General features: G+C 66.9%; 25 protein-coding genes. 7 read left to right on the top strand and 18 right to left on the bottom strand.

Translation table 11 applies throughout. The features are described from left to right. Positions 1–4 precede the first annotated feature (4 nt). Positions 5–514, top strand: coding sequence for a hypothetical protein (locus QY325_09220; GenBank protein ID WKZ64941.1), 510 nt, complete (start codon positions 5–7; stop codon positions 512–514). 135 nt (positions 515–649) lie between these two features. Here QY325_09220 and QY325_09215 read toward each other — a convergent pair whose 3' ends face one another. The 3 genes from QY325_09215 to QY325_09205 all read right to left on the bottom strand — a co-directional run bounded on the left by QY325_09215 (position 650) and on the right by QY325_09205 (position 3114). Continuing rightward, the gene (locus QY325_09215) at positions 650–1120 is read right to left on the bottom strand and encodes a PepSY-like domain-containing protein (GenBank protein WKZ64940.1); all 471 of its coding nucleotides are present in this window, start codon (positions 1118–1120) and stop codon (positions 650–652) included. Positions 1121–1183: 63 nt separating this feature from the next. Continuing rightward, positions 1184–2440, bottom strand: a complete 1257-nt coding sequence (locus QY325_09210; GenBank protein WKZ64939.1) for a HAMP domain-containing sensor histidine kinase — start codon at positions 2438–2440, stop codon at positions 1184–1186. Then, positions 2437–3114 (bottom strand): response regulator transcription factor, encoded by a 678-nt coding sequence (locus tag QY325_09205; GenBank protein ID WKZ64938.1) that lies wholly within the window; start codon positions 3112–3114, stop codon positions 2437–2439. Before QY325_09205 ends, QY325_09210 begins: the two co-directional genes overlap by 4 nt. An 87-nt stretch (positions 3115–3201) precedes the next feature. Here QY325_09205 and QY325_09200 point away from each other — a divergent pair, with 87 nt between their 5' ends. Further along, the gene (locus QY325_09200) at positions 3202–4473 is read left to right on the top strand and encodes a hypothetical protein (protein WKZ64937.1); all 1272 of its coding nucleotides are present in this window, start codon (positions 3202–3204) and stop codon (positions 4471–4473) included. Between the two features lie 40 nt (positions 4474–4513). On the opposite strand, the gene QY325_09195 is transcribed toward QY325_09200, so the two are convergent. Both QY325_09195 and xrtK read right to left on the bottom strand, forming a co-directional pair. Continuing rightward, complete coding sequence (locus QY325_09195; protein WKZ64936.1) at positions 4514–7327, bottom strand: MSEP-CTERM sorting domain-containing protein; 2814 nt, start codon at positions 7325–7327, stop codon at positions 4514–4516. A gap of 3 nt (positions 7328–7330) precedes the next feature. After that, positions 7331–7843: an exosortase K gene (xrtK, locus tag QY325_09190; protein ID WKZ64935.1), complete on the bottom strand. Its 513-nt coding sequence runs from the start codon at positions 7841–7843 to the stop codon at positions 7331–7333. Positions 7844–7973: 130 nt separating this feature from the next. Between xrtK and QY325_09185 the strand changes: the two genes are divergently transcribed. Beyond that, positions 7974–9047, top strand: a complete 1074-nt coding sequence (locus QY325_09185; protein ID WKZ64934.1) for an acyl-CoA desaturase — start codon at positions 7974–7976, stop codon at positions 9045–9047. Positions 9048–9065: 18 nt separating this feature from the next. Here the strand turns inward: QY325_09185 and QY325_09180 are convergent, their stop codons facing one another. Then, entirely contained in the window at positions 9066–10775 is a 1710-nt protein-coding gene (locus tag QY325_09180) for a BamA/TamA family outer membrane protein (protein ID WKZ64933.1), read from the bottom strand. After that, positions 10772–11431: a uracil-DNA glycosylase gene (ung, locus tag QY325_09175; protein ID WKZ67972.1), complete on the bottom strand. Its 660-nt coding sequence runs from the start codon at positions 11429–11431 to the stop codon at positions 10772–10774. Before ung ends, QY325_09180 begins: the two co-directional genes overlap by 4 nt. A gap of 159 nt (positions 11432–11590) precedes the next feature. Between ung and QY325_09170 the strand changes: the two genes are divergently transcribed. Next, positions 11591–11719 carry a hypothetical protein gene (locus QY325_09170; GenBank protein WKZ64932.1) on the top strand — a complete coding sequence of 43 codons (129 nt, stop codon included), beginning with the start codon at positions 11591–11593 and terminating at the stop codon, positions 11717–11719. A gap of 59 nt (positions 11720–11778) precedes the next feature. Here QY325_09170 and QY325_09165 read toward each other — a convergent pair whose 3' ends face one another. Beyond that, on the bottom strand, positions 11779–12186 hold the full coding sequence (locus QY325_09165) for an OsmC family protein (GenBank protein ID WKZ64931.1): 408 nt from the start codon (positions 12184–12186) through the stop codon (positions 11779–11781). Between the two features lie 62 nt (positions 12187–12248). Between QY325_09165 and QY325_09160 the strand changes: the two genes are divergently transcribed. The 3 genes from QY325_09160 to gap all read left to right on the top strand — a co-directional run bounded on the left by QY325_09160 (position 12249) and on the right by gap (position 14980). Beyond that, a complete protein-coding gene (locus tag QY325_09160; GenBank protein WKZ64930.1) occupies positions 12249–13004 on the top strand; it encodes a hypothetical protein in 756 nt (251 codons plus the stop codon). After that, positions 13001–13873 carry a lipoyl synthase gene (lipA, locus tag QY325_09155; GenBank protein ID WKZ64929.1) on the top strand — a complete coding sequence of 291 codons (873 nt, stop codon included), beginning with the start codon at positions 13001–13003 and terminating at the stop codon, positions 13871–13873. Before QY325_09160 ends, lipA begins: the two co-directional genes overlap by 4 nt. A gap of 108 nt (positions 13874–13981) precedes the next feature. Next, on the top strand, positions 13982–14980 hold the full coding sequence (gene gap / locus QY325_09150) for a type I glyceraldehyde-3-phosphate dehydrogenase (protein ID WKZ64928.1): 999 nt from the start codon (positions 13982–13984) through the stop codon (positions 14978–14980). 92 nt (positions 14981–15072) lie between these two features. Here the strand turns inward: gap and QY325_09145 are convergent, their stop codons facing one another. From QY325_09145 to porV, 10 genes are all read right to left on the bottom strand, one after another. After that, positions 15073–15906: a UDP-2,3-diacylglucosamine diphosphatase gene (locus QY325_09145; protein ID WKZ64927.1), complete on the bottom strand. Its 834-nt coding sequence runs from the start codon at positions 15904–15906 to the stop codon at positions 15073–15075. 14 nt (positions 15907–15920) lie between these two features. Then, complete coding sequence (locus QY325_09140) at positions 15921–18902, bottom strand: M1 family metallopeptidase (protein WKZ64926.1); 2982 nt, start codon at positions 18900–18902, stop codon at positions 15921–15923. Between the two features lie 74 nt (positions 18903–18976). Then, on the bottom strand, positions 18977–20122 hold the full coding sequence (locus QY325_09135; protein WKZ64925.1) for an acyl-CoA dehydrogenase family protein: 1146 nt from the start codon (positions 20120–20122) through the stop codon (positions 18977–18979). Between the two features lie 4 nt (positions 20123–20126). Next, positions 20127–20660 carry an adenine phosphoribosyltransferase gene (locus QY325_09130; protein WKZ64924.1) on the bottom strand — a complete coding sequence of 178 codons (534 nt, stop codon included), beginning with the start codon at positions 20658–20660 and terminating at the stop codon, positions 20127–20129. Further along, on the bottom strand, positions 20657–21679 hold the full coding sequence (locus QY325_09125; GenBank protein WKZ64923.1) for a helix-hairpin-helix domain-containing protein: 1023 nt from the start codon (positions 21677–21679) through the stop codon (positions 20657–20659). The genes QY325_09130 and QY325_09125 overlap by 4 nt, the downstream gene beginning before the upstream one ends. A gap of 9 nt (positions 21680–21688) precedes the next feature. Next, entirely contained in the window at positions 21689–21832 is a 144-nt protein-coding gene (locus tag QY325_09120) for a hypothetical protein (GenBank protein WKZ64922.1), read from the bottom strand. Continuing rightward, positions 21829–23505, bottom strand: coding sequence for a sodium-dependent transporter (locus QY325_09115; GenBank protein ID WKZ64921.1), 1677 nt, complete (start codon positions 23503–23505; stop codon positions 21829–21831). The genes QY325_09120 and QY325_09115 overlap by 4 nt, the downstream gene beginning before the upstream one ends. Positions 23506–23565: 60 nt before the next feature. Continuing rightward, the gene (locus QY325_09110) at positions 23566–24465 is read right to left on the bottom strand and encodes an SDR family oxidoreductase (protein ID WKZ64920.1); all 900 of its coding nucleotides are present in this window, start codon (positions 24463–24465) and stop codon (positions 23566–23568) included. 34 nt (positions 24466–24499) lie between these two features. Beyond that, a complete protein-coding gene (gene ispF / locus QY325_09105) occupies positions 24500–25000 on the bottom strand; it encodes a 2-C-methyl-D-erythritol 2,4-cyclodiphosphate synthase (protein ID WKZ64919.1) in 501 nt (166 codons plus the stop codon). Continuing rightward, positions 25000–26298, bottom strand: a complete 1299-nt coding sequence (gene porV, locus QY325_09100; protein WKZ64918.1) for a type IX secretion system outer membrane channel protein PorV — start codon at positions 26296–26298, stop codon at positions 25000–25002. The genes ispF and porV overlap by 1 nt, the downstream gene beginning before the upstream one ends. Positions 26299–26307 lie beyond the last annotated feature (9 nt).

The following is a 26307-nucleotide window of genomic DNA, read 5'->3' as shown; positions in this document are numbered from 1 at the left end:
GAACATGGATCGAAGGCACTTCCTCGCCACTACCGCCCTCGGCTGGCCGCTCGTGGGGGCGCTACCCCTGCACGCCCAGAACCTCGCCGGCAACGACAAGCCCCCGCGCTTGCCGGACGAGCTGGTGAAGGAGTTCGTGCGCGTGGGCCATGGGGAGTTCGATGCCGTGAAGCGCATGCTCGACGAGCAGCCCGGGTTGCTGAACGCGTGCTACGACTGGGGCGGCGGCGACTTCGAGACCGCCTTGGAAGCCGCCGGCCATGTGGGCAGCCGCGAGGTGGCGGAGTTCCTGCTGGCGCGCGGTGCCCGGCCCAACATCTTCGTGCTCACCATGCTGGGGCAAACCGCCGTGGTGAAGTCGCAGCTTGCAGCGTTCCCGCATCTCTTGCGCGCAAAGGGGCCGCACGGGCTCTCGTTGCTGCACCATGCCGCGCGCGGCGGTGAGCGCTCCGCTGAATTGCAGGAGCACTTCGCGCTGCTCGGGTTGACGGAGATGCGGTTCCCGCTGCCGTGAGCCGTGCAGGCGAGGAGGAGCCCCACCGCGACCAGGGCGGTGCTGGAGCGCAGCAACACACGGCCGGGCCTGCTCTTCCAGAAGCGATGGCGTGCGCGCCAGCGGATGGCCTGATCCATGCCGCCTCAGGATCCCTCAGTACTGGCCTCGCTGCAGCTGCTTGCCGGAGCTGTCATAGGCCACTTTCCACTTCGGCTGGCCTTTCTGCTTCAGTTCAACGACGTACGAGACGGTGCCGTCAATCGTGATGCGGTCCACGTCATCCATGCGGTAGCCGGGGAACTCCGTGGCGATGGTGCTTGCCACCCCGGCAGGCAGGTCGCTCGCGGAGGTCTCCTCCTCATGCCGCAGCAGCTTGCCGCTGCCATCGTACCACGCCTCGTGGTCGGTGAAGAGCAGGCCGGTCTCGAACTCCACCTTGTATTGCGTGCCCTTGAGGTCCCAATCCACGTCCATGGCGTTCGGGAAGGCCATGGTGAAGGCGCTCAGCACGGGCGCGGGCACCTGCGATGGCTGCAGGTCCTGGGCCTTGGCGGCGGTGCTGATCAAGGCGGCGCCGGCGATGGCGAGGCCCAGCGTGCGGGCCGATCGGCGGGTGTGCTTCATGGTGCAAGGTGTTTGATGCACCAAAAGGAAGCAGGCGATCGGGAAGGAATTGGGAAGGATGCTTCAGGCCGTGGCTTCCAGGCGCATCACATGCCCGTCATCGAACGCGTAGGTGATGCGCAGGCCGTACAGTTGCGCGATGGCGTTCGCGATGGCGAGCCCCAGGCCTGTTCCTCCGTCGGCGGTGGTCTCCTTGTGGAAGCGGCCGAAGATGCGCGCGGGATCCAATGGCCCTGATGCAGCCGTGTTGCGGATGGTGAGGCCCGTGGCATCGACCTGGGCCTTCACCGTGCCGCCTGGCACATTGTGCATGATGGCGTTCTTCACGAGGTTGTTGAGCAGGATGCGCGCGAGGCCGGGGTCCATGGAGCGCACCAGGTCGCCATCGGCCTGCACGCCCAGTTCCACCTGGCGATGCGCCGCTAGATCGGCGAACTCCTCCGCCACATCCCGCAGCAGCGCGGTGAAGGAGATGGGCTGTTCATCGGGAAATTGCCGGTTCTCGATGCGGGCGAGCAGCAGCAGGGACTTGTTCAATCGCGTCAAGCGCTCCAGGGAGGCGATCACCTCGCCCACGGCGGCCATGCGCTCCTCCTCGCTCGCAGGGCGTTCGGCCAGGAGCTCCAGCCTGTTGATGGCGATGGCCAAGGGCGTCTGCAGCTCATGCGCTGCGTTCTCGGTGAAGGCCCGCTGGTTCTCGTAGGTGTCCATGGCGTGGCGGACGAGCGCGCTGGCGGCCGCCTTCAGTTCCCTGAACTCGCTGACCTCCGTGGGCACATCGGCCAGCGAGCGGCCCGATCCGAGACGGAAGCCCTTGAGCTGGTCGAGGATCGCATGGAAGGGCCGCCACACGCGCCGCAGCACCACGTTGTTCACGATGATGATGGTGAGCAGCAGGGTGATGTAGAGGCCGATGAGCGCCGCAAGGATGTCCTCGATCAGGTCGTCCTCCTCCACCGTGCTGGTGTAGATGCGCAATTGCTGATAGCCGCCGTTGTAGGGGAAGGACTTGGTGAGCAGCCGCACGGGCTCCTGCTTCCCCTCGCTGGGGACGAAGAGCACGGTGTCGCGGTAGCTGGTCTTCACTTTCTGCGCCACCGGCGCGAAGGCGAAGCCGTGGAGGCCGAGGTCGTGGATCCGCAGCAGGGTGCTGTCCTGTTCCAGCCGGTGGCGGATGATTTCCTCCTGGTCCTCCAGCCCTTCGTCTATGCTGTCCACCACGGCATGGCGCACGATGAAGAAGAAGGCCACGGCCCAGGCCGCCAGCACGAGCAGCAGCACGACGGAGAGGTGCAGCAGCGAGCGGTTCAGCAGCCTCATGCCTCCACCAGTTTGTAGCCGATGCCGTACACCGCCTGGATCTCCAGCGCGGCGCCGCTCTGCTTCAGCTTCCTGCGCAGGTTCTTGATCTGCGAGTAGATGAAGTCGAGGTCGTCACCGGCATCGGCATGGTCGCCCCACACGTGTTCGGCCAGGGAGCCGCGGGAGACGAGGCGGTCCTTGTTCAGCATCAGGTGCAGCAGCGTGTCGAACTCCTTGCGGTTCAAGGTGAGCTCGGCGTCATCCACCTGCACGCTGCGCGCGTCGGGGTCCATGCGCAGGTTGGCGGCGCTGATGGTGCTGTTTCCACCGAGGGCCTTCCGGCGCAGCACGGAGCGCACGCGGGCGTTCAGCTCGGCAATGTGGAAGGGCTTGGTGAGGTAGTCGTCCGCCCCGAGGTCGAGTCCGGTGAGCTTGTCATCGAGGGAGTCCTTGGCGGAGATGATGATCACGTTGCCCCCTGCGCCAGCGGCCTTCATGCCGCGCAGCAGGTCGAAGCCACTGCCGCCGGGCAGCATGATGTCCAGCAAGATCAGGTCGTAGCTGTGGTCGGCGAGCTTCAGCCGGGCGGTCCGGTGGTCGCAAGCGAGCTCCACCACATGGTGCTCGCGCTCCAGCGACCGGGCGATCACATCGGCCAGGCCGGGCTCATCCTCCACCACCAGGATCTTCATGGAGTCAAAGCTACCGGGCGGATGTGGGAAGGAAATGGGGATTCGCATTCCAGAATGATCCCCGATTCGGATCATGCCTTTGCGTGCATGAATCCCATCCCCTCACCCCTCCATCAGCTGCTCGCGGGTTGTTTCCTGGCATTCGGCCTCTCGGTGCCGTCGATGGCCCAGGTGACCGATGACCGCGGCATTGCCGACCTGGTGCGCGAGCAATGCCCCGCCGCCGATATCCTCAGCATCGAACGCTCCGGGTCCGGCCTGGTGGAAGTGGAATACCTCTGCGGAGCCGAATTGGTGGAGGCCGGGATCAGCAACGGGCGGGTGACCTACCTGGAGCGTGAGGTGCGGCCCGATGCCGCCGTGATGGAGCGGATCGAGAAGGCAATCGCCAAGCACCATGCGGGATGGGCCTTGGACGAGATCGGATTGGTGGCCGCCGTGGATACCAGCTTCCTGAAGGTGGAGATCATGCTGGATGGCGTGGAGCAGAACCTCTACTTCACCACCACGGGCCGCAAGTACAAGCCAACAGCGCTGCTCGTCTCGGACAAGTGGAGCTTGTTCAGCCTGCGCGGACAGGACCTTCCCCGCCTCGGGTATGACCTGCTGGACCCGGATACCGTGCATGAACTGCCGGACCTGCTTCGCGAGGTCTCGGGCATCGCGATGGCGGACGATGGTAGCGTGCTCTGCGTGCAGGATGAGCTGGGCGCCGTGTTCACCTACGACCTGCGCGATGGGCGCATCACCGATGTGCTGCGTTTCACCGACGTGGGCGATTTCGAGGACATCGCCGTGCACGGCGATACCATCGTTGTGCTGCGCAGCGATGGCCATCTGGTGTACCTGGATCGTCGGGGTCGGACGGTGATCCACGAGCAGATGCCCGCGCTGGCATCGCTCAACCAGGAGGGGCTCTACCTCGATGCGGCCACCGGCGAGGCGCACATCGTGAGCAAGGATGCGCCCGTGACCGGTCCCGCAGAGGACCGGCAGGTGCAGCGCATCGGCCGCAATGGCCGCGTACAGGTGGTGCGGACCCTCAGCAGCGCGGGTGTGGCGCAGGCCCTTGCGCGCATCAGCCCCGCGATGGCGGGTCCTGGGCTGCACTTCCAGCCCTCCGCCGCGGGCATCCACCCGATCACGCAGGCCCTCTATGTGCTCTCCGCGAGCGATCGCCTCCTGGTCGTCTTCGATGGCACGGAGACGGCCGTGCATCCGCTGCCTGCCGAGGTCTACTTCAAGCCCGAGGGCCTCGCCTTCCTCACCAACGGTGACCTGCTCATTTCCTCAGAGGGCGACAAGAAGGGCATGGCCAAGGGCTGCATCATGCGCTTCGCATACAACGCGCTTCGTTGAGAGCGGCTCGGGCCGGCATGCGCGCGGGGAGATCCATGCGCTACCGCGCCCGTCGGAACAGGATCGCCGCTGCTGCTGCCAGCAAGGCGATGAGCATCCAGCCCGCACCCGGCTCGCTCATGGGGGTGAGCGCTTCGTTCGCCGCATCGAGCGAGGCCGCGCCGTTCAGCAGCTCCTCCTGCTTCTTCAGCAGGGCATTGCGCTGCGCCTCGTTCTCCAGGCAGATCCAGGCCGTCACGGGCAGCAGCACCTGCGCACGGAAACTGGCGCCCACCAGCTCGCGGGCCGCCACGGGCAGCTGTGCGGAGCGCAGCAGGTGCGCCTGCCAGCGGGCGTGCATCCACAGCCCCTGCTGCCACGGGGTGGGTAGCGCCTCGTTCAGCCGGCCCGCATGCGGCAGGTCGAGCAGCACGCCGCCGCCGGGCGATGCCGGGAGGTAGCCGAGCGGGCGCTGCGCATCGGGCCAGGCGTGCACCGGCGGCACGGTGATGCCGGTCGGCTCGGTGTTCACCTGCCGGAGCGGATCGTGCAAGCGGCGCTCGCTCAGGTAACCGGACCCGCCCAGCACGTGGAAGCGGTCCCCTTCGGGCAGGCACGCGGCCGCGGCCGACAGGTCCTCCAGCAGCACGCCCAGGCTGGCGGGGTCGTGCGGCGGCACGCTCGGCGCCAGCACGATCACGGGCGCCTCGGCCCCCGGCTGCAGGCAGGCGCCCACGAGGATGCGGCGGATGATGCGGTCGGTGAAGCAGCCGCCCCGCCCGGCGTGGTGGCTGAAAGCGCGCAGCGCCGCCTTCCCATAGGGCAGGCTGGTGCCGTAGGCATCGGCGATGTGCAGCGTGACGCGGGCGGTGTCAAGGCCCTCCGCACGGACGAAGGCCTGCAGCCGCTCGATCACCTCGGGGCGGCGGCCGCGCTGGCCTTCGGTGCCGTCCACGATCAGGTGCACGTGCGGGGAGCGCCGTACCAAGGGCAGGGCCCGCTTCGCCGCCGCCGTGAGGTAGGCGGCGCCCGGCGCACGCGCGGCGGAATCCGCCGGCAGCGCGGCATGGCTGGTGTCGCCCAGCGCCAGCATGGTGTCGCCGATGCTCAGCGCGATGGGCTCCTTGTGCAGCACCGCGATGCCGGAGGCCCGGCGCTGGCCGGCCTCCACGGGGAAGACGCGCAGTTCCAGGCAATCGGGTGCCGTATGCCGCAGCAGGCTGGGGTCGCGGCGCACGTCCACGATGCTGTTGTACACCCATTGCGCGGCGCGCCGCTCGGCCAGGAGGCCCGGCACGGTGTCGCCCTCGATCACCAGGTAATGGCCGGTCACCCAGGCACCGGCCGGCAGGCGGATGGCGGTGGTGTATTCCTCCTGCCCCGCGCCGGTATTGCGGATGCCGAGGTGCACCAAGGAGCGCCATGCCTGCTGCCCCTCCTCGTAGCGGCTTTCCACCACCGCATCCGCAAGCGCGGTGTTGGCGCCGGGAGGCGGGTTGCGGCGGGCGGGCGGCGGAGCAGGCCGTGCGTCGAGGAACACGCTGCGGAGGATGGCCGCGCGCTCTTCGCTCAGCGTGAGGCTGCCGAGGACGATGCGGTTGTAGAACGGGGTGAGGAAGGGCGTGTGGGTGCGGCTCCAGCTGCCGCCTGAGCGGTTGGCCTCTACCTGGTCCAGCGCACGGGCCAGGCGTTCCGCATCGATGGGCCGCACCGGCATGGAGGGGTCGGCCTCGAACACGTGGCGCAGCGCGCCATGCAGCGCCGTGCGGTGCTGCAGGTAAGCGATCGTCACCACGGCGGGCAGCGCGCCCAGGGCTGCGGCGAACACCGCGGCCAGCTTCAGCGGCTGATGGTGCGCGAGCAGGAAGCGGGCATCGGCGATGAGCATCCGTGCCTGCACCGCGAAGAGCAGGAGCGGGGCCAGCAGCAGGAGCCCTATGCCGAAGAAAAGGATGGCCAGGACGCTCAGCGGCAGCAGGGGGAGGAAGAGCACGAAGAAGTAGAGCACGTAGCTGAAGCCGGCGCTGCGCAGCGCGAATTGAATGAGCCGCACCGCGGGCTGTGTGCTCGAGGGCCACAGCACCGCCCCGGCATTCAGCAGGGCCGCCAGCCAGAAACCCGGATGGGAGAGGTCGCCGAAGGGCCGATGGATGTGGCTGAAGAAGGCCGGGAAGCGCCCTTCGTTGAGCGCAAGGCCGAGCAGGGGGAGCACCAGCGCCACCAGCGCGCGCACCGCGATGGCGAGGCCTTGCCGATCGCCATGGCGCATCACCAGTGCGAGCACCCCGCGGAGCAGGAGGAAGTGGAAGCCGATCACCAGCGCGGCGCCGACCACCGCCCACGCATGGCCCTCGAAGGGCCCGGCGGCGCGGAACGGTGCAATGAGCTGGAAGCCGAGGAAGACCGCGATGGGGATGGCGGCCGCGAGCAGCAGGTCGCGCCAGGGGCGCTGCGCCGCGCCATCGGGGAGCGAGGTCCGCACCAGCACGAACAGCGCATGCACCAGCGGCACCGCGAGCAGGCGGAAGGCATAGAACGGGGCATCCTCCGGCATCATCCAGCGCGGAACCTCGCTGGGGAACAGGTGATCCATGCGCTCGCCGAAGAGGAGCAGCAAGGGCACGTAGGCAACGAAGGCGAGTGCACCGTAGAGGGCGCTCACCGCGGTTCCTCTCCACCATGCCCATGCGGCATAGAGCGTGGCCGCAAGGGCGGGTGCAGCCAGCCCCAAGGCCATCATGCGCCACGCCTCCAGGCTCTCCGCATCCAGCAGGGGCCTGGCAACGGCGAGGGCATCGGCATAGAGCACCGCGAGCGCTGCGGCCGGCAGCGTGTGAGCCAGGAGGATGCCGGCGGGGTGGAGCGTTGTGCGCATGGTTCAGGAACGGGGCCGATGCACGAGGAGGCGGTTGACGGTGACGGAGGCGAGGACCAGCGCGGCGAGGAAGAAGACGGCGCCGATGCCCTCATGCAGCCGGGGCGGCAGCCCGAAACCCAGGCCCTGGAAGCCGCACAGGGTGAGGATGCGGCCGGCATTGACCGCCACCGTGAGCGGATAGGCCGCCAGCGCAAGCCCGAGGGCGGCCAACCGGCCCGGTCCGGCGGAGGCGGCGGTGCGCGCGGCGATCAGCCCGAAGCTGAGGAGTGCGGTGACCAGGAAGCCCATGCCCGCGCACGAGCGGTCGATGACGATGCCCAGGCCGCGGAGCTCCATGCCGGCGGCGGTGGCCATGGGCGCATCGCCGCCCAGCGCACCCACCAGCCAGGCCGCCGGGCCGATCAGGAAGCCGAGGTCCTCCGCCGTCGCCGTACGCGCCCACCATTTCAAGCCCAGCCCGAGCAGGACCAGCGCTGCCGCGGGCAGCAGGGCGATGAGGCGGGCACGCGGCATGGATGCAAAGGAACCGAAGGATGCAACGGGGCGGCCCCGGGATCGGTACGTGGCGGTTGCCACCGGATCGTGAAGAAGATCGAATGGCCCCCTGCGGCCGAATCCGCCGAGCGGTACCTTTGCAGCGAACATGGCGCAGACGACATTCGCGAGGACCGCTCCGGTCTTCTTCCAACGCCTCCGGGAAGTCACCGAGGCCTACTTCAAGGAGAACAACATCAGCAAGACCGGCGACTACAGGCTGTACCTGAAGACCGGCATCCTGGGGGCGGCACTGGCCGCCCTGTACGTGGTGCTCGTGTTCTTCACCCCGGCCTCCCCGTGGCTGGCGCTCGGCCTCTGCGCGCTCATGGGGCTCGTGGTGGCCAGCATCGGCTTCAACGTGATGCACGATGGCGCCCACGGCAGCTACAGCCGGCGCAAGTGGGTGAACGAGCTGATGGCGCACAGCCTCAACTTCCTCGGCGGCAATGCCTACCTGTGGAAGCTCAAGCACAACGAGAACCACCACACCTTCACCAATGTGGAGGGGATGGACGATGACATCGACATCAAGCCCTGGATCCGGGTGCACCCCGGCCAGAAGCGCTATTGGTTCCACCGGTTCCAGCATGTGTACAGCCTGCTGCTCTACGGCACCACCTACCTCTTCTGGATCTTCTACAACGACCTGCGCAAGTACTTCAGCGGCAAGGTGGCCGACGGCACGCCGCTGCGCCCCATGAAGGCCAAGGACCACATCGTCTTCTGGGCCTCCAAGGTCTTCTACATCGGGCTGTTCCTGGTCCTCCCCATGTGGCAGGTCGGGGTGCTGCCCGTGGTCGCCGGCTATGGCGTCATGGTCTTCGTCGCCGGCATCGTCATCAGCGTGGTCTTCCAGCTCGCCCACGTGGTGGAGCATGCGGAGTTCGTGCACCCCGAGGGGGACGGGCACCGCATCGAGGCGGAGTGGGCGGTGCACCAGGTGGAGACCACCGCCAATTTCGCCACGCGCAACAGGGTGTGGAACTGGCTCTTCGGGGGCCTCAACTTCCAGATCGAGCACCACCTCTTCCCGCGGATCAGCCATGTGCACTATCCTGCGCTGAGCGTCCGCCTGCGCCAGGTGTGCGCCGAATTCGGCATCGAGTACCGCGAATTCCCCACCATGCGGAGCGCATTGCGCTCGCACCTCGCGCACCTGCGCCGGGTGGGCATGGCCTGAGGGCCGCCTTCGCGCCGCTCAGAACAGGCTGGTGAAGCCGAAGTGGACCTTGCCTCCACGGAGGAGGATGGGGTTGCTGAACTGCTGGCCCAGGGCATAGGTGAGGCCGAAGAGCCCCGCCTTGGTCTCGAAGGTGGTGCCGATGCCGAAGCCGCGCGGGGTGTCGGTGAGCAGGGTGCCGCGCGTGGCATCCTCCCACCAGGCCTGGTCCACGAACACGAAGAAGTTGGAGTTCTCCTCGTAGACGAAGCGGTACTCCACGGTGCCCACGGCGAAGGCCGAGCAGAAGATGGAGGCCTCGTCAGCCCCGCGCAGCGTTTTCAGGCCGCCGATCCGGTACAGCTCATTGCGGTACAGGTCGTCGTTCACCATCCAGCCGCCTTGCGCGGCGAACCGCAGCGTGCTGCGCCGCCGGATGGGCAGGTGCGCCACGGCCGAGCCCTCCAGCTCGTATTGCACGGTGCGCACCTCGGGCGGCGGTGCGGCGTCGCCGATCACCGCCGTGGTGGTGCGCTTGCGCCCTACGGAACCCTCCACGCGCACGCTGTGCCCGCTGCGCGGATTGAACCGGTAATCGAATCGCTCGCGCGAGAGGCCCAGGCCGTAGGAGAGCACGCGCACATCGGCCAGGCCCGCAGCGGCGATCAGGTCGCGCCCCAGCCGCTCGCTGCTCTTGCTGTTGACGAAGGCGCTCACCTTGTCGCCGCGCAGCAGGAGGTACTCGAGGGCGCCGCGGGCGGTCACTTCCAGGAAGGTGCTGTCGCGCTTGAAGAGCTTCAGGCTGGCATCGGTTCCGATCGGCGTATTCAGCGCGAAGGGCAGGTTGAAGCGCACCCGGAGGTCCTGCGTCGCATCGGCCAGGCTGCGCCAGTTGAGGTCGATGGCCTCGCCCCGCCGCAGGGCGTTGCGCAGGCGGAGGTCCAGGTCGCCCGTGAGCTTCACGTTGCCCGTCACCGGGTCGGGCTGCACGCCCAGGATGCCGTTCACGGAGCTGGCCTTCTTCGCATCGAGGAAGAGGTGGAGCTTCGTCTGGTCCTCGTTGAATTGCACATAGGGGCGCTGCCGCTGGGTCACGAACGGCAGCTCGCGCAGCCGGCGCTCCACGCCGCGCACCAGGCTCTCGTTGTAGGCATCGCCCGGGCGGATGCCGAGGTGGGTCTGCAGGTAGCGCATGCTGGTGCGCGCCGTGCCGCGCACCACCACGCTATCGAACCGCACGGCGCGTCCGCGGTCGAGCCGCACGGTGGCCCGCAGCCCGTCCGCATCGTGCCGCAGGCTGTCGAGTCGCACCCAAGCGAAGGGGTGGCCGTTGTCCTCGCAGAGGCGCAGCAGGTCCTCCAGCAGGCGTCGGGTCGCGGCCGGGCTCACCGGCCGGCCCGCGTAGAGCTTCTCCCTGAACCGGCTCTGGCTCGCGATCTCCACCGGGATCCCCGTGCCGCTGAGCTGCGCCCAGCGGTAGGCGCGACCGGGCACCAAGGCGCAGCGCGTGGTGTCGCCGCTGCGGATGCAGGTGTCGAGGCTGGCCTCCAGGTAGCCCTGGCCATGGAGGAAGGCGAGGAAGCCGGAGGCCGCCGCCGGCACGCGCTCCGCCGAGGGCAGGTCCATGGGCCGCGACCAGCGGGCGGGCAGCGCATCAGCGCCGGTGATGAGGAGCCTGTGGCGCTGTCCCGCGCACGCCCCCGCAGCCGCAAGGCCGGTGATCAAGGCGGCGGCGCGGATCGCGTTCATGGCAGCCGCCAATCGATCGTCGCTTTGCCCTGCGCCGCCAGGAGCTCGTTGGCCTGACTGAAGTGGCCGCAGCCGATGAAGCCCCGGTGGGCGGAAAGGGGAGAGGGGTGGGGGGCCTTCAGCACATAGTGCCGCTCATGGTCGATCAGGCCCTCCTTCTGCTGCGCGAAGCGGCCCCAGAGCAGGAAGACGATGCCCTCCTGCCGCTCCGAAAGCCGCTGGATGGCGGCGTCCGTGAAGCGCTCCCATCCGCGGCCCTGGTGCGATCCGGCTTGGTCGGCCCGCACCGTGAGGGTGGCATTGAGCAGCAGCACGCCCTGGCCGGCCCAGGAGGAGAGGTCGCCGTGGGGTGGCCTCCCCAGTCCCAGGTCGCGTTCGAGCTCGGCGAAGATGTTCTGCAGCGAAGGCGGCGGGGCGATGCCCTTGGGCACCGAGAAGCAGAGGCCGTGGGCTTGTCCGGGGCCGTGGTAAGGGTCCTGGCCCAGGATCACCACCTTCACGGCTTCGAAAGGCGTGGAGTTGAAGGCGTTGAAGATGTCGCGGCCGCGCGGAAACACCGCGTACTGGCGCAGTTCCGCTTCCAGGAAGGCCTTCAACTCGCTGAAGTAGGGCGCGTTGAACTCGCCCTCCAGTGCACGGTGCCAGCCCTCGCCAATATTCGGGCGGCGCTCGGCGTTATCAGGCAGGGTGGAGGAATTCACGGATTACAGGCCTGCTTGTTGAAACATTTCCACGGCTCGTCCGTTCGACGGGCTAAATTTGACCGCAAGACAGGCGTTCAAAGGTCCTAATCACCGGACACAAACCACGCAACGATGAAAAAGGCGCTTCTTGTATTGGCGGTGATCGCGGTGGGCGGCATGCTGCTCGCCTCCTGCGGCAGCACCCACTCCTGCCCGGCTTATGGCAAGGTGGCCAAGGTGCCCGCCGAAAAGGCCTGCTGAGCGGCGCCTATCCCCGTCGGAGATCGAAGCCCGGACCATCGGTCCGGGCTTACCTGTTTTCAGCGATAGGTGAAGCTCACCTCCTGCACCAGGTCGGGGTGCACGCTCATCGCCACCGGGCAGCCGTGCGCGGTGCGCTCCATGAGCGCGCGGTCGGCGGGGCTCAGCCGCGCGCCATCGAGGGCGATGCGCACCTCCACCCGCTGCACCCTCCGGGGGCCTGAGGCCATGTGCTTCACCACGTGGGCCGTCATGCCCGTCAGCTCGATCCCGTTGTCGCGGGCCACGATGTCCATCGTGGTGAGCATGCAGGTGGCCAGGGCGGTGGCCAGGAGGTCCGTGGGGGAAAAGGCCTCGCCCCGGCCCTTGTTGTCCACCGGGGCGTCGGTGACGAAACGCTGTCCGCTGCGCACGTGCAGGGCCTCGGTCCGCAGTTCGCCGAGGTGGGTGATGATGGCGGTATCCATGGTCGGGCGGGTCGGTGCCAAGGTAGGTGCACCGGTCGCCGATGGCTTAGCTTTGTTCACCCATGCCGTTCCGGTCCGCTCTGCTCGCCTTCCTGCTGGTGACGGCATGCCCTGCGCTGGCGCAGCAGACCATCTACGAGGAGACCCGCGTGCCCTTCCGCAGGGAGATCTACGGCGGATTCATGCTCCACGGCGACGGCTGGGGCGCCCACTTCCACCATGCGAAGTACCGAACCGCAACGGACCGCCGGTTGCTGAGCGTGGAGGTGGTAAGCATGAAGCACCCCAAGGAGGTGAAGAGCTTCAACCCCTACTACGAGGACTCCCGGGGCTACTTCTACGGCAAGGCGAACGCCTTCGTGATACTGCGCCCCACTTACGGCCGCAAAGTGCAGATCACCGACAAGATCCGGCGCTCGGGCGTCGAGCTCAATTACCTCTGGGGCATCGGCCCTTCCATCGGGTTCCTCAAGCCGGTGTATCTGGAGATCGGCAAGCCTGACAACATCCCCTACGAGACCTTCGTCATCGAGCGGTACGATCCGGCCGTGCACAATGTGCAGAACATCTATGGCCGGGCATCATGGCTCAACGGGCTGGCCGAGACGAGCCTGCGCCCCGGCGTCTTCGGCCGGGCTGCGCTCAACTTCGAGTATTCCGGGCACACCACCGGCATCAAGGCCATCGAGGTGGGCGCCACCATGGATGCCTTCCCGGTCACGGTGCCCATCATGGCGGAACTGGAGGGGGTGGAGAACAAGCAGTTCTTCCTGGAGTTCTATATCGCCATCCAGTTCGGCAAGAAGTACGTGCAATGAGCGAAGAGACCATCGCGGAACCCGTTGAGCGCGTGCGGAAGCCGGATTGGCTGCGCGTGAGGCTCCCCACCGGCGAGAATTACCGCAAGGTGGCCGGCATCGTGGGCGAGCACAAGCTCCACACCATCTGCCAGAGCGGAAACTGCCCCAACATGGGCGAATGCTGGGGCGCCGGCACCGCCACCTTCATGATCCTGGGCAACGTGTGCACCCGCAGCTGCGGCTTCTGTGCCGTGGCCACCGGCCGGCCCGAGGCCGTGGACCCCTTCGAGCCCGCGCGCGTGGCCCGCAGCGTGGAGCTGATGGGCGTGAAGCACTGCGTGATCACCAGCGTGGACCGCGACGACCTGAAGGATGGCGGCAGCGACATCTGGGCCAGGACCATACGCGCCATCCGCCGCCGCAGCCCGGGCACCACCATGGAGACCCTTATCCCCGACTTCCAAGGGAAATGGGAGAACCTGCAGGTGGTGCTCGATGCCGCGCCCGAGATCCTCAGCCACAACCTGGAGACCGTGCGCCGCCTCACCAAGGAGGTGCGCATCCAGGCCAAGTACGACCGCAGCCTCGAGGTGCTCATGCGCGCCAAGCGCGCCGGTCTGCGCACCAAGAGCGGCATCATGCTCGGGCTCGGCGAGAGCGAGCAGGAGGTGCTCGAGGCCATGGACGACCTGCGCAGCGTGGGCGTGGACATCCTCACCCTGGGGCAGTACCTGCAGCCCACCAAGGAGCATCTGCCCGTGGCGGAGTTCGTACACCCTGACCGCTTCGCCCGGTTCAAGGAGATCGGGCTGGCCAAGGGCTTCCGCTATGTGGAGAGCGGACCATTGGTTCGCAGCAGCTACCACGCGGAGAAGCACATGTTCTGAGATGGGGTTGTCCGTGGACCGTTGTCGGCTGTCCGTCAGCCGACCGACAGCCGACAGCGGACAACCGTGCCCTGACAACCCTGATCCGACCACACAAGCACCAAACCCATGAGGATCGCCATCAACGGATTCGGCCGCATCGGACGTGTCACCGCGCGCCTGCTCCTGCAGCGGAACGATGTGGAGCTGGTGGCCGTGAACGACCTCACGGACAACCGCACGCTCGCCCACCTGTTCAAGTACGATTCGGTGCACGGCGTCTATCCTGGGGACGTTGGCCATGATGAGGAGCACCTTCATCTGGGCAGGCGCAGCGTGAAGGCCTTTGCAGCGAAGGATCCCTCCGCACTGCCGTGGAAGGCGCTCGGCATCGATGCGGTCATCGAGAGCACGGGCCACTTCCTCACCCGCGCATCAGCCGGTGCGCACCTGAGCGCCGGCGCGAAGCGCGTGATCCTCTCCGCGCCTGCCAAGGATGCCGACATCCCCAGCGTGGTGCTGGGCGTGAACGACCGCATCCTGAAGGGCGACGAGCCCATCATCAGCAACGCGAGCTGCACCACCAACTGCGCCGCGCCCATGATCCTGGGCATCCAGGAGCTCTGCGGCATCGAGGACGGCTTCATCACCACCGTGCACAGCTTCACCGGCGACCAGCGCCTGCATGATGCGCCGCACAAGGACCTGCGCCGGGCGCGCGCCGCCACGGTGAGCATGGTGCCCACCACCACCGGTGCGGCCAAGGCCATCACACGCATCTTCCCCGAGCTCGATGGCCGCCTGGGCGGCGGTGGCATCCGCGTGCCCGTGCCCGATGGCTCCATCACCGACATCACCTGCCGCGTGAAGGACCTCAAGTCAGCCGACGAGATCAACGCCTACTTCAGGTCGCTCGCGGAGGGCAGGCTCAAGGGCATACTGCGCTACACGGAGGACCCCATCGTGAGCGTGGACATCGTGGGCGATCCGCACAGCTGCATCTTCGATGCGCAGCTCACCAGCGTGGTGGGCAACATGGTGAAGGTGATGGGCTGGTACGACAACGAGTACGGCTACAGCAGCCGTTTGGTGGACCTGGTGGTGAAGCTGGGGGCTTCCAAGCACTAGGCAGTCCGCAATACGCAGTAGGCAGTCGGCATTCTGCGACATGGCCATCTGCATGCTGCCAACTGCATACTGCGGACTGCCTACTGACAGCTTCACACCGCCGGCCCACCCGTGATCCGCGCATCCCCGCTCAAGGGGCCATCGCTGGTGCGCCTCATCAGCTTCAGCTCCTGCCCATCGAAGGTGGCGTAGGTGAAGTAGCTGATCCAATCGCCGAGGTTCACGTAGCGAGACCCTGGAGCGATCTCCATGTCGATGGGGAGGTGGCGGTGGCCGAAGACCATGTAGTCGAAGCGCTCGGTCCTCAGCACCTCGCGGCAATGCTGCACCAGCCACTCCTGTTCGGCGCCCAGCCACTTGCGGTCGTTGGCATAGCTCTTCTTCCGGCTCTGGCCGCTCCAGAATTCGGCCATGGCGATGGCGAAGTTGGGATGCAGCCGTGCGAAGAGCCACTGGCACACGGGGTTGCGGAACACGGCCTTGATCAGCTTGTAGCCGTGGTCGCCCGGGCCCAGGCCATCGCCGTGGCCGATCAGGAAGCGCTTGCCGTTCCACTCGCGCACGATGGGCTCGCGGTGCACGATCCCCCCCGTCTCCGTCGGCACATAGTCGAAGATCCACATGTCGTGGTTGCCGATGTGGAGGTGCACGGGGATGCCGCGGTCGGTGAGCTCGGCCATCTTGCCCAGCAGCCGCACATGCCCGCGCGGCACGGCCTTCCTCCACTCGAACCAGAAGTCGAACAGGTCCCCGAGCAGGTGGATCTCCGCGGCATCCTTGGCCGCCTCATCCAGGAAGGCGCAGATGCGCTTCTCGCGCGCCAGGCTGCTCGCTGCATCAGGGACCCCGAGGTGGAAGTCGCTGAGGAAGTGGATGCGCTGGCCGGCCTGCATGCGCTGCGAAGGTCGTGCAAGTCGGGCAGCCATGGCCCGTGGGCGGGCTAGGGCCGGATGCGGCGCATGATCCGCGTGGGGTCCAGCTGGTGCAGGGCCAGCACGAAGCGGATGCGGTCGCCGATGCCGCGGCGCAGGAAGGCCTCCTCATCCGCGATGCGGCCGGAGACGTAGAGCGGGACCCACACCTCCAGCATGTCCTTCACCAGGGGCATGCCGATACCGGCTTCCGCATAGCCGGCGGTGCCTTCGCTGCGGCCTTCGGACGTGACGGTGGTGACCGGGGCCCAGCCTGCGCTGGCGAAGGCGGCGAGCGGGAACTTGAAGGGGAAGTCGATCTCGGCATTGAAGGCCACCAGCCAGCTGCCGCTGCCGCCCTGGAGCATGGGCGTCTTGAAGGCGCCCTGCTGTTTGATGAACTGCCGGCTGAAGAAGCGGTCGCGGGCGCCGCGCTCGAAATAGGCGTGATCGAAGAGCATGTCCTGCGGCCCCCAGCTCAGGCGCCAGGCCTCGAGCGGAGCAAGGGCTTCGGGCTGGATGAGGAAGGTGCCGGCGAAGGCGCGCAGCCGCACCTGCTTGTTGCGCGCGTTGTAGGCGAAGGCCTGCTCCGCCTCGAGGCTCCCGCGCAGCCAATCCTCCCCGGCGGTGAGCGCGGTGGTGATCGCAGTGGGGTGCAGCTTGCGCGTATCCGTCGCGGTATGGCGCAGCTCCAGGTAATCATCCCAGGTGCGATAGGCGTATAGCGCACCGTCGGTGCCGACCACCTCCGCGGCGCTGTAGAGCCGCACGCCGCGCAAGGCGATGCTATGGCTCCAGGGCTTCGTCAGTGGATCGCGCCTCAGGTCGAATCGGATGCTGGCTGCCACCTTCTCGTACCAGGCGGACGCACGGTGGTCGTGCAGGGTGCTGGCCGAGCGCAGGCTGAGGCCGAGGTGGATGTTCTGGAAGACGCTGGACCGGATGCGGTCGAAATGGTGCTCGATGCGGGCAGCCCCCACGATGCGCTCGCTGCCGAGTGCCTGCAGCGGAGCCAGCACCCACTCGGTGCGCTTGGGCGGAAAGCCCATGTTGTGCGCCACCACGCCGACCTGCCAGCCATCGTGCCCGTTCCAGGCCGGCACCGGCGCATAATAGACGGTTCGCGCATCGTCCTGCTCAAGGCCGAAGAGCGGACGGAAGCGGAGCGCGGCGCGGCGCCTGAACAGGCCGTGCGCGCGCACGGTGTTGTTGCGGCGGTCGATGTCGAGGGTGCGGTTGCCGGCATCGATGCGGATGCGGTCCACATCTGGCCAAGGAAGTTTCACGGTCGCATCGAGTAATCCGTATGGTTCTGTCCAAACGGTTCCCAATGAGTCGCCCCCACTGTACCCGGAGACCGGAATGGGAAGGATCGCATGCCCGGTTGATCTTGCTGACCACGATTGCCCATCGCGCTCGAGCTCGCCTTTCAAATCCCATTTCCGATCTGACGCAATCAGGTCTAAGAACACCCATCCGAGGTCCTTGCCGCTCTCCCGCTCGAACACCTTCCGCAGATCCTCCGGCCGCGGGTGCTTGAACTTCCACTCCTCGAAGTAGGCGTGCAGGCATTTGTCCATGGCCTCCTCACCGAGGTAGGCCATCAGGTGGTCGAAGGCCAGCGCCGTCTTCATGTACACGCCGGTGCCGTAGTTCGAAGAGGTGAACGCGTCGCTGTGCAGGCAGAGCGGCTGGTCCAGGTTGCGACGGGCATTCAGGCGATAGCCCAGCTCGAGCGCCTCGCGCTGGCCCACTTTGCGCCCGCCCAGCAGGAAGCCGGGGATGCCCTCGGCGATGATGGACTCCCGGCCGGGGTAGCGTGTCCGCATGTACCGGAGCTCGAGGAAGCTGTTCAGCCCCTCATCCATCCAGGCGTGGTCGCGCTCATTGCTGCCGAGTATCCCGTAGAACCAATTGTGGCCCACCTCGTGCGCAATCACCTCATCCAGGGCGGCCCCGCTCGCTTCGCCGATGATGGTGACCATGGGATATTCCATGCCGCCCCCCGCGCTGATGGTGCCATCCAATGCGGTGCAGGAAGCATAGGGGTAATCGCCCACCCATTGGCTGTAGAGCCGCACGCTCTCATTGACGTAGGTGATGGCATCGGCCCAGTCCACCGCGTTCTTGGGCGTGAAGAGGGCCCAGGTGGTGACGGTGCGGCCGCTGCGGGGCAGCGCTACGCTGCCCTTGCGCACGATGAAGCGCTTGTCGGCGAACCAGGCGAAATCGTGCACATCGTCCTGCACGTAGCGCAGGGTCTTCATCTGCGCGGAGGAGGCCGGGAACCGGTTGAGCTGCGGCTTGCCGGTGCGGGGATCCAGGATGGGTTCCGGGTACTGCCAATCCGGGGAGGCCATGCGGTCCATCCGGTCGCGCTCTTCAGCGGTCTGCAGCGATCCCGTGGCGCCTACCATATAATTGTCCGGCAGGGTGATGGTGACATCGTAGCTGCCGAACTCGCCGTAGAACTCCCCTTGGGTGAGGTAGGGCATGGCGTGCCACCCGTCGCGGTCGTACACGGCCGGCTTCGGATACCACTGCGTGAGGTGATAGGCCTGGCCGGTGTGGCCCAGGCGCGAGAACCGGCTGTCCGGGATCTTCACGCGGAACGGGGTGCTGACGGTTACGGTCGACCCGGTCTGCAGCGGCATCGGCAGCACGATCCAGCCGATATCGGCATGGCGGGGATGGAGCCCCCACGCCACGGGCGTGTCGCCGACCCGGAAATCCAGGCTGTCGATCCATCCGCGATCCCCGGCTTCCGCGAAATGCAGGGAGAGGTCGCCGAGGCGGTCGAGCTGCTGGCAGAGCGCGGTGCTGCGGTCGCGGTAGGCGTTGGGCCACAGGTGGATCCAGAGGGTGTCGAGCGCCACCGGCGCACGGTTCGTGTACACGAAGGTCTCGTGCGCATGCAGCACATGCCGCTCATCGTCGAGCCGGGCCTCGATCACGTAGTCGACGCGCTGCTGGAAGTAGTCCTGGGCGATCGCTGGGAGGGGAATCGCCACCGCCGCCGCAGAAGCGTTCCGCAGGCGCCGGATCAGGCCGCGGCTCCGGATAGGGCGCATGGCGGTGGGTGCGGTCAGCCCTTGAGCACGTTCCGGCTGATCACGAGCTTCTGGATCTCGCTGGTCCCCTCGCCGATGGTGCACAGCTTGCTGTCGCGGTAGAACTTCTCCACGGGGAAGTCCTTGGTGTAGCCGTACCCGCCGAAGATCTGCACCGCTTCGTTGCTGGCCCACACCGCCACCTCGCTGGCGTAGTACTTGGCCATGGCGCTCTCCTTGGTCATCTTCCTGCCGCGGTTCTTCAGGTCCGCAGCCTGCAGGGTGAGCAGTTCAGCGGCTTCGATCCGCGTGGCCATGTCCGCCAGCTTGAAGGCGATGGCCTGGAAGTTGGCGATGGGCTGGCCGAATTGCTCGCGCTCCTTGGCGTATTTCACGCTGGCGTCGTAGGCGCCCTTGGCGATGCCCAGGCTGAGCGCGGCGATGCTGATGCGCCCGCCGTCGAGGATCTTCATGGCCTGCTGGAAGCCTTCGCCCACGCTGCCCAGGATGTTCTCTTCCGGCACGCGGCACTCCTCGAAGATCACCTCGGCCGTCTCGCTGGCGCGCATGCCCAGCTTGTTCTCCTTCTTGCCCGCCTTCAGCCCCGGCGTGCCGCGCTCGATGACGAAGGCGGTCATGCCCTTGCTGTCGAGCAGCTCGCCCGTGCGCACGATGGCGACGACGACGTCGCTGCTGATGCCGTGCGTGATCCAGCACTTGGTGCCGTTCAGCACCCATTCGTTCCCTTCCTTGCGCGCCGTGCACTTCATGCGCATGGCATCGCTGCCCGTGTTGGGCTCGGTGAGCGCCCATCCGCCCAGCCACTGGCCGGTGGCCAGCTTGGGCAGCCACTTGCGCTTCTGCTCCTCGTTGCCGAATGCCAGGATGTGGCCCGTGCAGAGGCTGTTGTGCGCGGCCACGCTCAGGCCTACGCTCCCGCAGATGCGGGCCGTCTCCACGATGGTGGCGATGTACTCGAAATAGCCCAGTCCGGCGCCGCCGTAGGCTTCGGGCACCAGTACGCCCAGCATCCCGGCCGGGCCGAAGTGCTCCTTGAACAGGCTGATGGGCATGTGCTGCGCCTCGTCCCACGCCATCACGTGGGGCCGCAGTTCGCGCTCGCAGAGATCGCGCACGGCCTGCGCGATCATCGATTGGCTCTCGGTCGTTGCGAATTCCATGGGGTCAGTAGGTCATCAAGGTAACCACCTTGGCGTTGTAAGGTTCGAGCTTCCGAAGCCCGTTGAGGAAGGACAGTTCGATCAGGAAGGAGAAGCCCGCCACGTTGCCCCCCTGCATGCGCACCAGCTCAGCGGCGGCGGCAGCGGTGCCGCCGGTCGCGAGCAGGTCGTCGTGCACCAGCACGCGCATGCCGGGGCGGACGCTGCCCACGTGCATCTCCACCTCGGCGCTGCCGTACTCCAGGTCGTACTTGTGGCTCACGGTCTTCCACGGCAGCTTGCCCTTCTTCCGCACCGTGAGGAAGGGGACGCCCAGCGCAAGCGCGAGCGGCATGCCGAAGAGGAAGCCCCGGCTCTCGATGCCTGCGATGGCATCGATGGGCGTGTCGATCAGCTGCTCGCGGAAGCCCTCGGTGACCGCCTTGCAGAGCAGCGGGTTCTCCAGCACCGGCGTGATGTCACGGAACAGGATGCCCGGCTTGGGGAAATCGGGTACCGCACGGATGGCGGCTTCCAATTGATTGCGCAGCGGGGTCACTCCAGCGTCAGGTAGGGCGCAAGTTTACGGCAGAGGGCCTCGTCGATCAGGGGAATGGCGCGCAGGCCGTCCACGTTCCTGAAGGGCCCGTGGTGCTGGCGGTAGGCCACGATCGGCTTGGCGAGCTTCCAGGTCACGTAGGGATGGGCGGCGAGTTCCTCCACGGTGCAGGAATTGAGCGGTATGCGCCGGATCATCAGCGTGTCGGCCACCAGGAGCTCCTTCAGCCGGAGCACGGCATCGGGCTTGTCCTTGAGCACATAGACCTCTGCGAGCTGGTCGAGCGAGTGGTAGCCGCCGAGCCGCTCCCGGTACTTGACGATGCCGCGCGCGAATGCGGGTCCGATGCCGGGCAACGCGATGAGTGCAGCGGTGTCAGCTGAATTCACCTCCAGCTTTCGGCGCAGGCCGCCTCTTTCCGGGCGAAGGTCCCGCAGGGCTGTCCCTTCAGGCCCGATGGCCGCTGCCCGTGGCTCCTGGTCGGTGCTCCCTGCGCCCACTGGTGCGCGCTCCTGCGCTCCGTTCCCTGCGCGTCCCTTCCGGGGAAGGCTGTCGGGCAGGTCGATGTATGGGCGGAGCTGCTCGAACTGCGCCGGCCGCAAGCTGTACATGCGCCCAAGGTCAGCCTTGGTGCGGAAGCGGCCGCCCTTGCTGCGCCAGCGCTCGATGCCATCGATCTGGCGGTCGCTCAGGCCCAGGCGACGCCACCCCGGGCGGTCCAGTTCGTTCGGGTCGAACAGGAACAGTTCCGGGACTTCCGCCGCCGGTGCGCTCACCGAATCCCGTCCGGCCAGCCAGGCATCCAGCTGCGCCCGGATGGGATCGAGCGCGCGCGTATCGGGTTCATGGAACCAGCGCTGATGCGCATAGGCGCCGCAGACCGCCAGGAGGATGATGATCAGCGCCGCATTCCCCCGGCGCTCTGCCGTGTGCAGCAGGAACAGGCTTTTCAACTGCTCCCGCAGTGGCCTGCGCGAGAAGGAGCTGCGCTCGCGCTGCCGTTCGGGCGGGCGTGCCATGGCGATGGGCTAGCGGTCCGCCTCGTCGTTCTCCGAATAGCTGTCCGGCTCCTTCTTGGGCGGCGTCATCAGCACGCGCACGAAGAAATAGCCGGTGATGGCGATCACCGTGAGCTGCGTCGCCACCATGAGGAAGAGTGCATCGCTGTTCATGCACGGGCGTATTTGGCGGTTCGGAGGCGGCGCAGGCTGGCCACGTAGACGAGCACGGCCAGCCCGGTGAAGGTGAGCAGGAGCATCACGCGTGCCAGGTTGGTGTAGAAGAGCCGGTCGTTCAGCCGCTGGATCTCGCCGGCATCGGTGGCTGCGGCCAGCTGCTCGTGCAATCCCGAGTTGGCGATGGTCTTGATGATGGACCCGTTGTCGAGCGGCCAGCCGTTGCCGCTGAAGAGGCTGCTGAGGGCTGCTGACCATTCGTTGCCGGCCGGGGTGAACACCGACGCCAGGAACACCACCAGCAGCATGGCGGGGGTGATGTATTTGATGATGAAGCGGTAGAACGGGGGCACCTTCAGGTCGGACCCCGACATCAGTTCCTTCCAGCCCCGGTCCATGCCGAACACCCAGGCGAAGAGCACCGTCTCCGCCAGCGCGAACACCACCAGGCTCACCGTGCCGGCCCAATAGTCGTACTCGCCGAAGACGCCCTCCTGGAAGAACAGCACCGTGGGCAGCCCGAGCAGCAGCACGATGAGGCCGAAGCTCCACGCGCCCTTCGTACGGCCCCAGCCGAACTCATCGCGCATGAAGCCCATCCAGGGCGTGCCCATGGCCAGTGAGGAGGTGATGCCGGCGAAGAAGAGCAGGCCGAACCACATGACGCCTGCCGCCATGCTCAGGAAGGGCCCCCATTTCTCGAAGAGGAAGGGCATGGTCTGGAAGGCCATGCCGAAGCCCGCGTTCTCCTTCACCCAGTCGAGGCCCAGGTAGCCGGCCGCAATGGGGATGACGATGAGGCTGCCCAGCACCACTTCCACGAACTCGTTCATGAAGCCTGCGCTCACCGCATTCAGCGCGATGTCGTCCTTGCTCTTCACGTAGGCGGCGTAGCAATGGATGGTGCCCATGCCCACGCTGAGCGTGAAGAAGATCTGCCCCGCGGCCGCCAGCCACACCTTCGGGTCGCTCAGGCTGCTGAACTGCGGCGTCCACAGGAAATTGAGGCCATCCCAGGCACTGGCATCGGGCACCTCCGCCGAGGCGCCGCTGGTGCCCAGGGTGACACCGCGCAGCGCCAGGAAGACCCCGAAAAGGATGAGCAGGGGCATGCCGATCTTGGCCGCCCGCTCAACGCCGGCTAGCCCGCGCGAGAGGATCCACGTGTTGAGCAGCAGGCAGAGCACGTAGAAGACCACCGCCTCGTAGGGGATGCCCGAGTGCGTGATCCCGATGTCCACGTAATCGGTGAAGAACTGCGCCACCTGGGCCTGGCTCAGGCCATTGAAGGTGCCGGCGATGCTGTGCCACACGTAGCTCATGGTCCAGCTCTCGATGTAGCAGTAATAGGCCGCCACGGCGATGTTGGTGAAGATGCCGAACACACCGAAGTATTTCCAGAAGGCCCGCTTCGTCATCGTATCGAGGATGAACGGCGTGCTGTGGTTGCGGTGCTTCCCGCCGAAGCGCCCCATGCTCCATTCGATCCACAGCAGCGGGATGCCCATGAGCAGGAAGCACACCAGATAGGGGATGATGAAGGCGCCGCCCCCGTTGTTCACCGCCTGCACGGGGAAGCGCAGGAAGTTGCCAAGGCCCACGGCGTTGCCCGCCATGGCCAGGATGAGGCCCACGCGGGTTCCCCAGGATTCCTTCTGTTGTGCCGCCATCGGTTGGGATAGGCTGGCCAAGATAGCCGCGCCCCGAGAAGAAGCAAGCCGTAGCCGGCGTCACTTCAGCTGGTCGCGCACCACCGCCAGGCCATCCTCGAATCCGTGCGGTGCGTAGCCGAGGTCGCGGCGCGCCTTGTCGAGCACGAAGCCCGTTCGTGGAGGCCGCTTGGCGGGCTGGCCCAGCGCATCGCTCTTCACCGGTGTCACCAAAGAGGTGTCCAGGTTGAAGAAGCGGCCTACCCGCGTAACGAGCTCAAGTATGCTCATGCCATCCGGACCGCTCAGGTTGTAGATGCCGGTGGCGCCGCGCTTGGCGATGCGGATGCAGCCATCGGCCAGGTCCTCGGCCAGTGTGGGCATGCGCCATTGATCGTCCACCACCTTGATCGGCTGGCCCTTCTCAAGCGCGCCCTTGGCCCAGAGCACCACATTGCCCCGGCTCAGGCCGGGCGCCACGCCGAAGACGATGATGGTGCGCGCAATGGCCCACTTCGCAAGGCCCGCGCCCATCACGATGCGCTCGCCCTCGAGTTTGCTGTGCCCGTAGACGCTCAGCGGAGCGGCCGCGTCCTCCTCGCGGTACGGCCCATCGAGGCCATCGAAGATGAAGTCGGTGCTCAGGAAGATGAAATGGCTGCCGTGGCGCTTCGCCGCATCCACCAGGTGCTGCGTGGCGGTCACGTTCTGCAGGCGGCACGCCTCAGGATCGGTCTCGCACGCATCCACGTTCGTCATGGCTGCAGCATGGATCACCGCCTCTGGACGAACGGCGTCGAAGACGCGGTCCACTTCGGCCTGGACGGTGATGTCCATCGCCCGGTAGCGGTCGCCGAGCGGTACGGGCGTCCGGTCGGCACCGCGGCTCGTGGCGATGAGTTCCGTTCCGGGGTCGTTGCGGAGCGCCGCTACGAGCTTCTGGCCGAGCAGCCCGTTCGAGCCGGTGATGAGGATGCGCATGCGGCGAATCTACCCAGCCGCGCGCACGCCGCGCTCAGCCAGCGCGGTGCACCAGGGCCACGGCATAGGCGCAAGCGCCCTCCTCCCGGCCCACGAACCCGACGCGTTCGTTGGTGGTGGCCTTCACGCTCACGGCGTCCTCGGCAATGCCCAGCAACGGGGCCATCGCGGCGCGCATGGCAGGCACATGCGGCAGGATCTTCGGCCGCTCCATCACCAGGGTGCAGTCCACGTTGCCCACCCGCCAGCCGCGCGCATGCAGCATGCCCACCACGGCCCCGAGGAGCCGCTTGCTGTCCGCGCCCTTCCAGGCCGGGTCGGTATTGGGGAAATGCTGCCCGATGTCGCCCAGCCCAATGGCCCCCAGCAGGGCATCGCACACGGCGTGCAGCAGCACATCGGCGTCCGAATGGCCATCCAATCCGACGTGGTGCTCGAGGCGGATGCCTCCGAGCCACAGCTCCCGGCCCTCGGCCAGCCGATGGATGTCATAGCCCAGTCCGATGCGGAAGGTGGGCGTGCCCGGCTCCGCCATCACTCGGTCTTCTTCTTCTCGCCCTTGCCGTCGAAGCGGAAGCCGAGCGTGAAGCGCAGCGTGTTGGCCAGGGGGCTGCGCTGCGTGTTGGCGATGAGGTAGCTCATGTCCAGCGCGAACTTGCTGTAACGCAGGCCCAGGCCCAAGGTGAAGTACTGCCGGTTGCCCTTGTTGAAGTTCTCGTAGAAATAGCCGGTGCGGAAGGCGAATTGCTTGGCATACCAGTACTCCAGGCCGCCGCCGAGATTGATCTCCTGCATCTCCTCGCGGAACTTGCTGCCCGAGAGGATGGTGAAGCTGCTGTCGCTGGGGTCGACGGTCACCACGCCGGGGGCGTCGCTGAAGCTGCCGAAGATGCCCTCGGCCACGCCCACGTTGGGGTTGCGGCCGCTGACCACGGCGCGCTCATTGGTCACCGGGTCGATGGCGCCGCTGGGGTCGTATACGGGCGGGGTGGGCACCAGCAGCTTGTTCGCATCGATGTTCAGCGTGAGGCTGTTGTACTCGTCCAGGTCGAGCGTGAAGCAGGGCCCCAGGCGCAGGTTGATGGGGATGAAGTCCTGGTTGGCCGAGGAGGTGTAGGACATCTTCGCCCCCACATTAGAGATGTTCAGGCCGAAGGCGAAGGTGGCATCCTTGTCGCCCAGCCGCATCTCCGGCTTGCGGTAGAAGAAGGAGACGTCTGCGGCCACGCTCTGCCCGGCCTTCGAGTTGGCGCCCTGCACGCTGATCCCGCCCGTGAGGTTGCTGTTGATGTACCGGATGGCGATGCCGCCGGAGAAGTTCTCGCCGAACTGCTGGGCGAAGGCCACATCCAGCGCGAACTCGGCCGGCTTGAAGTCGCGGATGGTGGAGCCGTTGATGTCGGTGAAGGTGATGCTGCCCAGGTTGAAGTAGCGCAGGCTGGCGCCGATGGCGCTGCGCTTGTTGGCCAGCCGCTTGTAACCCGCCAGATAGGCGAGGCTCATGTCCGGCACCAGGTTGCGCAGCCAGGGGCTGTAGCTCATCATGAACTCGCCGTCCTGGTCGGCGAAGGCCAGCTTCGATGGATTCCAGTGGATGGCGTTCGCATCCGGCGACACCGCAACGCCGGCATCCCCCATGCCCCCGGCCCTGCTGTCCACCGAGATCATCAGGAAGGGCACCGCGGTGGTGATGGTGTTGAGGACGCCCTTGCGGCAGTCCTGCCCCGTGAGCTGGTTGATGCACCCCGTGTTCACCTGCGCCATGGCGGGAACGGCCGCCATGGTGAGGGCGATGGCGGCATGGGTGCGCGAAGGGGACAACCGCTGGATCATTCCGGAGAG

Source organism: Flavobacteriales bacterium (assembly GCA_030584065.1).
GTDB lineage: Bacteria > Bacteroidota > Bacteroidia > Flavobacteriales_F > PHOS-HE28 > PHOS-HE28.
The sequence above is the reverse complement of the archived record's forward strand: the minus strand, read 5'-3'. Positions and strand labels throughout refer to the sequence as shown.

Bases quoted from the DNA above. Each gene is read 5' to 3' on its own strand.
- QY325_09220 (WKZ64941.1), top strand. From the start codon at position 5: ATGGATCGAAGGCACTTCCTCGCCACTACCGCCCTCGGCTGGCCGCTC.
- QY325_09215 (WKZ64940.1), bottom strand. From the start codon at position 1,120: ATGAAGCACACCCGCCGATCGGCCCGCACGCTGGGCCTCGCCATCGCC.
- QY325_09210 (WKZ64939.1), bottom strand. From the start codon at position 2,440: ATGAGGCTGCTGAACCGCTCGCTGCTGCACCTCTCCGTCGTGCTGCTG.
- QY325_09205 (WKZ64938.1), bottom strand. From the start codon at position 3,114: ATGAAGATCCTGGTGGTGGAGGATGAGCCCGGCCTGGCCGATGTGATC.
- QY325_09200 (WKZ64937.1), top strand. From the start codon at position 3,202: ATGAATCCCATCCCCTCACCCCTCCATCAGCTGCTCGCGGGTTGTTTC.
- QY325_09195 (WKZ64936.1), bottom strand. From the start codon at position 7,327: ATGCGCACAACGCTCCACCCCGCCGGCATCCTCCTGGCTCACACGCTG.
- xrtK (WKZ64935.1), bottom strand. From the start codon at position 7,843: ATGCCGCGTGCCCGCCTCATCGCCCTGCTGCCCGCGGCAGCGCTGGTC.
- QY325_09185 (WKZ64934.1), top strand. From the start codon at position 7,974: ATGGCGCAGACGACATTCGCGAGGACCGCTCCGGTCTTCTTCCAACGC.
- QY325_09180 (WKZ64933.1), bottom strand. From the start codon at position 10,775: ATGAACGCGATCCGCGCCGCCGCCTTGATCACCGGCCTTGCGGCTGCG.
- QY325_09170 (WKZ64932.1), top strand. From the start codon at position 11,591: ATGAAAAAGGCGCTTCTTGTATTGGCGGTGATCGCGGTGGGCGGCATG.
- QY325_09165 (WKZ64931.1), bottom strand. From the start codon at position 12,186: ATGGATACCGCCATCATCACCCACCTCGGCGAACTGCGGACCGAGGCC.
- QY325_09160 (WKZ64930.1), top strand. From the start codon at position 12,249: ATGCCGTTCCGGTCCGCTCTGCTCGCCTTCCTGCTGGTGACGGCATGC.
- lipA (WKZ64929.1), top strand. From the start codon at position 13,001: ATGAGCGAAGAGACCATCGCGGAACCCGTTGAGCGCGTGCGGAAGCCG.
- gap (WKZ64928.1), top strand. From the start codon at position 13,982: ATGAGGATCGCCATCAACGGATTCGGCCGCATCGGACGTGTCACCGCG.
- QY325_09145 (WKZ64927.1), bottom strand. From the start codon at position 15,906: ATGGCTGCCCGACTTGCACGACCTTCGCAGCGCATGCAGGCCGGCCAG.
- QY325_09135 (WKZ64925.1), bottom strand. From the start codon at position 20,122: ATGGAATTCGCAACGACCGAGAGCCAATCGATGATCGCGCAGGCCGTG.
- QY325_09125 (WKZ64923.1), bottom strand. From the start codon at position 21,679: ATGGCACGCCCGCCCGAACGGCAGCGCGAGCGCAGCTCCTTCTCGCGC.
- QY325_09120 (WKZ64922.1), bottom strand. From the start codon at position 21,832: ATGAACAGCGATGCACTCTTCCTCATGGTGGCGACGCAGCTCACGGTG.
- QY325_09115 (WKZ64921.1), bottom strand. From the start codon at position 23,505: ATGGCGGCACAACAGAAGGAATCCTGGGGAACCCGCGTGGGCCTCATC.
- QY325_09110 (WKZ64920.1), bottom strand. From the start codon at position 24,465: ATGCGCATCCTCATCACCGGCTCGAACGGGCTGCTCGGCCAGAAGCTC.
- ispF (WKZ64919.1), bottom strand. From the start codon at position 25,000: ATGGCGGAGCCGGGCACGCCCACCTTCCGCATCGGACTGGGCTATGAC.
- porV (WKZ64918.1), bottom strand. From the start codon at position 26,298: ATGATCCAGCGGTTGTCCCCTTCGCGCACCCATGCCGCCATCGCCCTC.